This is a genomic window from Streptomyces sp. NPDC004667 (assembly GCF_040609475.1).
Classification (GTDB): domain Bacteria; phylum Actinomycetota; class Actinomycetes; order Streptomycetales; family Streptomycetaceae; genus Streptomyces.
In genome coordinates this window covers 1-6,844 of sequence record NZ_JBEXKC010000171.1, presented here as the reverse complement: position 1 = coordinate 6,844, position 6,844 = coordinate 1, and the positions used below count along the sequence as shown (strand labels likewise).

Genomic DNA, 6,844 nt, shown 5'->3' with positions numbered 1-6,844 from the left:
GCGCGACTCCGGCGCCGTGGCGATCGAGGCCGACTTCGCCCGCCGCGCCGCCCCGCCCTCCGCCGCTCCCGGCGCCTCCCCGCGGGACCCCGCGCTGATCCTGTACACCTCCGGCACCACCGGCCCGCCCAAGGGCGTGGTCCTCGCCGCCGACGCCCTCGCGGCCGACCTCGACGCCCTCGCCGAAGCCTGGCAGTGGAGCGCCGAGGACACCCTCGTGCACGGGCTCCCGCTCTTCCACGTGCACGGCCTCGTCCTCGGCGTCCTCGGCGCCCTGCGCACCGGCAGCCGCCTCGTGCACACCGGCCGCCCGACCCCGCAGGCCTACGCCGCCGCGGGCGGCAGCCTGTACTTCGGGGTGCCCACCGTCTGGTCCCGCGTGGCCGCCGACCCGGCGGCCGCCGCCGCCCTGTCCGGGGCCCGCCTCCTGGTCTCCGGCAGCGCCCCGCTGCCCGCCCCCGTCTTCCGGGACCTGGAACGCCTCACCGGACACCGCCCCGTCGAGCGCTACGGCATGACCGAAACGCTGATCACCGTCAGCGGCCGGGCCGGCGGCGAAGTGCGCCCCGGCACCGTCGGCACCCCGCTCCCCGGCATCCGGACCCGCATCGCCGCCGAGCCGGGCGCCGAGATCGGCGAACTCCAGCTGACCGGGCCCACGCTGTTCTCCGGTTACCTGGGCCGCCCCGAGGCCACCGCGGCCGCGTACACCGAGGACGGGTGGTTCCGCACGGGCGACATCGCGGCCGTCGACGAGAGCGACGGCGTCCACCGCATCGTCGGCCGCGCCTCCATCGACATGATCAAGTCCGGTGGCTACCGCATCGGCGCGGGCGAGATCGAGAACGCCCTGCTCGACCACCCCAAGGTGAGCGAGGCGGCCGTCGTCGGCGTCCCCGACACCGACCTCGGGCAGCGGATCGTCGCCTTCGTCGTCGCCGAAGGGGTCACCGGCGCCGAACTGACCGACTTCGTCGCCGCCCACCTCTCGGTCCACAAACGCCCCCGCGAGGTCCGCTTCGTGGCCTCCGTACCGCGCAACGCCATGGGCAAACCGCAGAAGAAGCTGCTGCTCGAAGACCACTTCGGCGGGGAAGCGCGATGACCGCCCCCGCCGGCACCCGCCGCGACCCCTGGATCCGCCGCTTCCACCCGACGGCGCACCCGACGGCCGCGCCCGTCCTCGTCGTCCTCCCGCACGCGGGCGGCAACGCCTCCTTCTACTTCCCGTTCTCCCGGGACCTCGCCGCGCACGCCGAGGTGCTCACCGTCCAGTACCCCGGCCGCCAGGAGCGGCTGGGGGAGAGCGGCCCCGACACCGTGGCCGGGCTGGTCGACGGGGTGGAGCGGGCGCTGCTGCCGTGGCGGGAGCGGCCCGTGGTGCTGTTCGGGCACAGCATGGGCGCCGTACTCGCCTTCGAGCTGGCCCGGCGGTGGGAACGCGCGGGGCAGGGCCCGCACGGCCTGGTCCTGTCCGGGCGGCGCTCCCCGCTGGTGGACCGCGAGGAGAGCCTGCACCTCCAGGGCGACGACGCCCTGATCGGGCAGCTGACGGAACTCGCCGGCACCGACGCCGCACTGCTGGCGGATCCGGACTTCCGGGAGCTGATCCTGCCGTCGCTGCGCAGCGACTACAAGGCCGTCGAGACCTACCGGTACGAGCCGGGGCCGCCGCTGCGCACCGCCGTGAGCGTGCTGTGCGGGGAGTCCGACCCGCGGGCGAGCGTGGCCGAGGCCATGGGGTGGCGGGAGCTGACGGGGGCGGCCTTCACCTTCCGCTCCTTCCCCGGCGGGCACTTCTACCTGGCGGAGCGGCACGCGGACGTGGTCCGCGCGGTCGCCGAGGACCTGGCGTCCTTCGTCCCCGCGCCGGCGTCCGGCTGACGGCGCGGGGGTCCACCGCACGGGGTGGAGGGGTCAGCGGAGGGCCAGCGGCGTCTGCGAGGTGACGCGGGCGAGCTTCTCGGGGTTGCGGACGTAGTAGAGGCCGCTGACGCGGTCGTCCTCGACGCGGACCGCCATGATCCCGTCGATCTCCCCGTCGAGGCGTACGACCAGGGCCGGGCTGCCGTTGACCGCGGTGAGCTCGCAGGTGACGGTGTACCCGGCCTTGGCGGAGCCGCCGAGGTAGAAGCGGGCCACCTTCCCGGCGCCGACGACCGGCCGCAGCGCCGCCTGCTTGACGCCGCCGCCGTCGCTCACCAGGACGACCTCGGGGGCGAGGACGTCGAGGAGGTCCTGGAGGTTCCTGGTTTCCAGGGCGAGCCGGAACGCCTCCACGGCCGCCCGCGCCTTGCCCGCGGAGACCGTCCGGCGGGGGCGGCGGGCGTCGACGTGCCGGCGTGCGCGGTGCGCTATCTGGCGGACGGCGGCCGGGGTCTTCTCGACGGCGGCCGCGATCTCCTCGTAGTCGACGTCGAAGACCTCGCGCAGCACGAAGACGGCGCGTTCGGTCGGCGAGAGCGTCTCCAGGACCAGCATCATCGCCATCGACACGCTCTCGGCGAGCTCCACGTCCTCGGCCACGTCCGGCGTGGTGAGCAGCGGCTCGGGCAGCCACTGGCCGACGTAGGCCTCCTTGCGGCGCTGCATCGTGCGCAGCCGGTTGAGCGCCTGCCGGGTGGTGATCCGGACCAGGTAGGCGCGGTGGTCGACGACCTGCGCCGGGTCGACCTCGACCCAGCGCAGCCAGGTCTCCTGGAGGACGTCCTCCGCGTCGGCGGCCGATCCGAGCATCTCGTAGGCGACGGTGAAGAGCAGGTTGCGCAGGGAGACGAAGGTGTCGGTCGCCGGGCCGGCGGCATGATCGCTCAGGCGTGCGTCCACAGGGGGTCCTTGTCGTCGACGGGTCGGTACGGGGGATTCAGGGGGCGGCCGGCGTCGCTTCGCGCTCGGTGCGCAGCAGCTGCCGGCGCTTCTCGTCCACGGCCCACCAGGTGCGCGCGCCGGGCTTGCGGGCCTCGTGCCCCAGCTGCCAGGGGATGCCCTTGCAGATGAGCTCCTTGACCAGCGCGCCCGGCCGGCCGGCCAGGTGGTACTTCTTGACGGTGTCGTCCTTGTGGGCGAGTTGCAGGACGCCGGCGCGGCGGCCCAGGCTGAGGCACTGGGCGGCGAACCCCACGTCCACGGGCTTCGGCCGGGTCCCGGCGATCCGGCTGAGCACCGTCTCGGCGGCCTGCGGACCCAGCTGGACGGCAGCCTGGCAGCTCATCCTGAACGGCAGGTCCGAGGGGGCGGCGGAGTCCCCGGCCGCGACGATGCGTACGTCGTCCACGCTGGTCAGCGTCTCGTCCGTGAGCAGGCGGCCCAGGGCGTCGGTGCTCAGCCCGCTGCGGGCGGCCAGGTCGGGCACGCCGAATCCGGCCGTCCAGATGGTCACCGCGCTGGGCAGTTCGCGGCCGTCGCCGAGCCGCACCGCGTCGTGCGAGACGGCCGTCACCCGCGTGTCGGGGCCCGCGAGCACGGTCACTCCGAGCCTCGCCAGCTGCCGGGCCACCGCGCGCCGGGCCCGGGGGTGCAGGGACGGCCCGAGCGGGCCGCCGCAGACCAGGGTCACGGCGCGGCCGCGCTCCGCCAGTTCGGCGGCGGTCTCGATGCCGGTCGTGCCGCCGCCGACCACCGTCACCGGGGCCGTCGCGGGCGCGGCGTCCAGGAGCGGGCGCAGCCGCCCCGCCTCCTCCAGGTCGGCCAGCGGGTGGGCGAACTCGGCCGCGCCGGGCACGCGGGGGTCGGCGCTGCCGCTGCCGACCGCGTAGACGAGGTGGTCGTAGGCGACGGGAGCTCCGGTCGCCAGGGTCACGGTGCGTGCGGCCGCGTCGATGCGGGTCGCGCTGTCGACCACCAGCCGGACGCCCCCGGCGAGGACCTTGCGGTAGTCGAGGACCGCGTCGTGGGTCCCGGCCACCAGCTGGTGCAGGCGGATCCGCTCGACGAAGTCCGGGCGCGGGTTGATCAGCGTCACGGTCACGTCGTCGCGCCGGGTCAGGCGGTTGGCGGCCATCACGCCGGCGTATCCGCCGCCGATCACGACCACCTCGGTGCGCTGCGTCATGGTGTCTCTCCTTCGGTCCGGCCTCGTCGTTCGGCCTCAAGACACCGGTGGGACCGCGGGTGTGACACGTTGTGAGCCGGATCACCTCGGGGGGTGCGCGCGGGGGGTGCCCTCGACCGGCGGCAGGTGCGTGCGACCGGCGGTGGGCGGTGGGCGGTGGGCGGTGGGCGTTGGGCGTTCGGTGTCCGGGACCGGCGGCCGGTGCGTTCGACCGCGGTCAGTGCCCGGGGCGGACGGCGAGGTGGCGGGCGAGGACCTCCAGGGCCCGTGTGACCTCGGGGAGCCGCTCGGCGCCCTCCTCGCCCAGGGCGCGGGCGAGGGCCTCCTCGACCCGGGAGCTGCCCGCGGCGCGTACGGCCGTGACGCGTGCGGAGACCACGGGGGAGGGCCGCACCAGCGTCCGGCGGCGGTCGGCGGGGTCGGGCGCCGTCTCGACGGAGCCGGCCTCGCGCAGACGGGCGACGGCGCCCGAGACCTGACTCTGCGGCAGGCCGGTGCGCTGCGCGGTCTCGCCGACGGTGGTGTCCGGGTGGGCGGCGATGTCCCCGGCGACGATGACGACGGAGCGGGTGCCGCCGGCGTACCGGCCGGAGCCGCCGGGCGGTTCGGGCAGGGCCTCCTCGCCGAGCTTCATCAAGGCGCGGCCCAACAGGAAGAGTTCGATTCCGTCCACTGCTCCACCCTACTGCATCGCAATGGATTCATCGGAATTGATTCATCTCTCTTGATGTATCGATGTCGATGGATTATGTTGGTCGCAGAGCGGCGGGCGAAGGGTCCGCTCGCCGACCGCAGGAAGCCGGCCGCACGAAGTCGATCGCACGAAGGAGTCACGTCACCATGTCCAGCACCCGTCAGACCTCCTCGCTCCCCGTCCCCGGCGCGACCCTCCACTACCGGCTCGAAGGATCGGGCCCGTTGCTGCTGATCTCGCAGAGCGGGGAAGGGGACGCGGACCGCACCGTGGACCTGGTGCCGCACCTCACCGATGCCTTCACGGTCCTGACCTACGACCGCCGGGGGCTCTCCCGCAGCCGGCTCGCTGAGCCGGGGCGGACCACCTCGCTCGCCGAGCACGCCGAGGACGTCCACCGGCTGCTGGCCGCCGTCACCGACGAGCCGGCCCTGATGCTCGGATGCAGCCTGGGCGCGGTCATCGGCCTGCACCTGGCCGTCCGTCACCCCGGGCAGGTGTCCACCCTCGTCGCCCACGAGCCGGTCGCCCCGCGCCTGTTGCCCGCGGCCGAACGCGTCCGGCACGAAGCGGAGCTGCTCGGGATCCGCGAGCTCCACCGCGGCGCCGGGCTCGCCGCGACCCTGACCGAGGTCGCCCGGTCGCTCGGCATAGACCCCCTCCGCCAGGAGACCGAGGCGGGCCTCACCCCGCAGCCCATGGACGAGCGCCGCCGCGCGAATTTCGGATACTTCCTGGAGCACGACGTCCTCGCCGCCGCCCGGGACACCCTCGACCCCGCCGCCCTGGCCGGGTCGACGACCCGCATCCTCGCCGCCGTCGGCGCGACCACCCCGGCCACCGTCTTCGACCACGGCTGCGCGACCGCGCTGGCGGAGCTCACGGGCACCGGGATACACACCTTCCCGGGCGGCCACAACGGCAACACCACCCACCCCCGGGCATACGCCACCCGCCTCCGCTCCCTCCTCGCCACCCCCTGAGTCCTCACCCGCCGCCCGTGCACCACCCGCACTGCCGGGGCCGGGGCCGGACTGAGGTGGCCGGAGGTGGCCGGAGGTGGACCCCGGTGTGGCGCATGCGCACCAACTCGCCCTCCGCAGAAGGCAATCCCTGCCAACATCGGGGGATGGATCAAACGGCTGGCGAGTCCAGAACCGATCAACGTGCCCTGTCGGCGGCTGCCGTGACCGTCGTGATGTGGGCCTCCGCATTCGTCTCCATCCGCGCGTCCGCCGAGTACTTCGGGCCCGGGGCGCTCGCGCTGGGGCGGTTGCTGACGGCTTCCGTCGCGCTGGGGGTGGTCCTGCTCGTCAAACGGGTGCCACCGCCGTCGCGGCAGGCGTGGCCCGGGATCCTGGCGTCCGGAGTGCTCTGGTTCGGGCTGTACATGGTGACGCTGAACTGGGGCGAGCAGGGGGTCGATGCCGGTACGGCCGCCATGGTGGTCAACATCGGCCCCATCGTCATCGCCCTCCTCAGCGGCTGGCTCCTCAAGGAGGGTTTCCCGCCGATGCTGCTGGCGGGGATGGGCGTGTCCTTCGTGGGGGCGGCCGTCGTGGGGATGTCCACCTCCAAGGGCGGGAGTTCCTCCCTCACCGGTGTGCTGCTCTGCCTGGTCGCCGCGCTCGCCTACGGCGCCGGGGTGGTGTCGCAGAAGCCCGCCCTGCAGCACGCGAACCCGCTCCAGGTGACCACGTACGGCTGTTTCGTCGGCACGGCCTGCACCCTGCCGTTCGCCGGGCAGCTCATCGACCAGGTTCCCGATGCCCCGCTCACCGCCACCCTCAACATGGTCTACCTGGGCCTCTTCCCGACGGCCCTGGCCTTCACCACCTGGACCTACGCCCTGTCGCGCACCACCGCCGGGAAGATGGGCGCGACCACCTACGCCGTGCCCGCCGTCGTGGTGGTCATCGCCTGGTTCGTCCTCGACGAGGTCCCGGGCTGGCTGACCCTGCTGGGCGGCGCCATCTGTCTCGCAGGGGTGGCCGTCTCCCGCAGGCGCCCCCGGCCGGCCCCGAGCCCGGCGGGCGTGCCCGAGTGAGAGCCTCCCCCTCCCCGGCGCACGTACCGGCTGGCCCTGCTGGCCGGGACGA

Annotated in this window: 7 protein-coding genes; 4 read left to right on the top strand and 3 right to left on the bottom strand. The window is 74.4% G+C overall.

The features are described from left to right. Together ABZW32_RS38380 and ABZW32_RS38375 are read left to right on the top strand one after the other, a co-directional pair. Positions 1 to 1,105 (top strand): AMP-binding protein (locus ABZW32_RS38380; protein ID WP_356225352.1); only part of this gene is annotated, 1,105 nt, incomplete at its 5' end. Next, entirely contained in the window at positions 1,102 to 1,884 is a 783-nt protein-coding gene (locus ABZW32_RS38375; protein ID WP_356225350.1) for an alpha/beta fold hydrolase, read from the top strand. The genes ABZW32_RS38380 and ABZW32_RS38375, both read left to right, overlap by 4 nt. A 33-nt stretch (positions 1,885 to 1,917) precedes the next feature. Here the strand turns inward: ABZW32_RS38375 and ABZW32_RS38370 are convergent, their stop codons facing one another. The 3 genes from ABZW32_RS38370 to ABZW32_RS38360 all read right to left on the bottom strand — a co-directional run bounded on the left by ABZW32_RS38370 (position 1,918) and on the right by ABZW32_RS38360 (position 4,724). Then, entirely contained in the window at positions 1,918 to 2,814 is an 897-nt protein-coding gene (locus tag ABZW32_RS38370; RefSeq protein WP_356225354.1) for an RNA polymerase sigma-70 factor, read from the bottom strand. A 49-nt stretch (positions 2,815 to 2,863) separates the two neighbouring features. Beyond that, entirely contained in the window at positions 2,864 to 4,051 is a 1,188-nt protein-coding gene (locus ABZW32_RS38365) for an FAD-dependent oxidoreductase (RefSeq protein WP_356225348.1), read from the bottom strand. A gap of 217 nt (positions 4,052 to 4,268) precedes the next feature. Next, entirely contained in the window at positions 4,269 to 4,724 is a 456-nt protein-coding gene (locus ABZW32_RS38360) for a MarR family transcriptional regulator (RefSeq protein WP_356225346.1), read from the bottom strand. 167 nt (positions 4,725 to 4,891) lie between these two features. Here ABZW32_RS38360 and ABZW32_RS38355 point away from each other — a divergent pair, with 167 nt between their 5' ends. Further along, positions 4,892 to 5,728 (top strand): alpha/beta hydrolase, encoded by an 837-nt coding sequence (locus ABZW32_RS38355; RefSeq protein ID WP_356225344.1) that lies wholly within the window; start codon positions 4,892 to 4,894, stop codon positions 5,726 to 5,728. A gap of 146 nt (positions 5,729 to 5,874) precedes the next feature. Beyond that, the gene (locus ABZW32_RS38350; protein WP_356225342.1) at positions 5,875 to 6,792 is read left to right on the top strand and encodes a DMT family transporter; all 918 of its coding nucleotides are present in this window, start codon (positions 5,875 to 5,877) and stop codon (positions 6,790 to 6,792) included. The last annotated feature ends 52 nt before the right edge of the window (positions 6,793 to 6,844 follow it).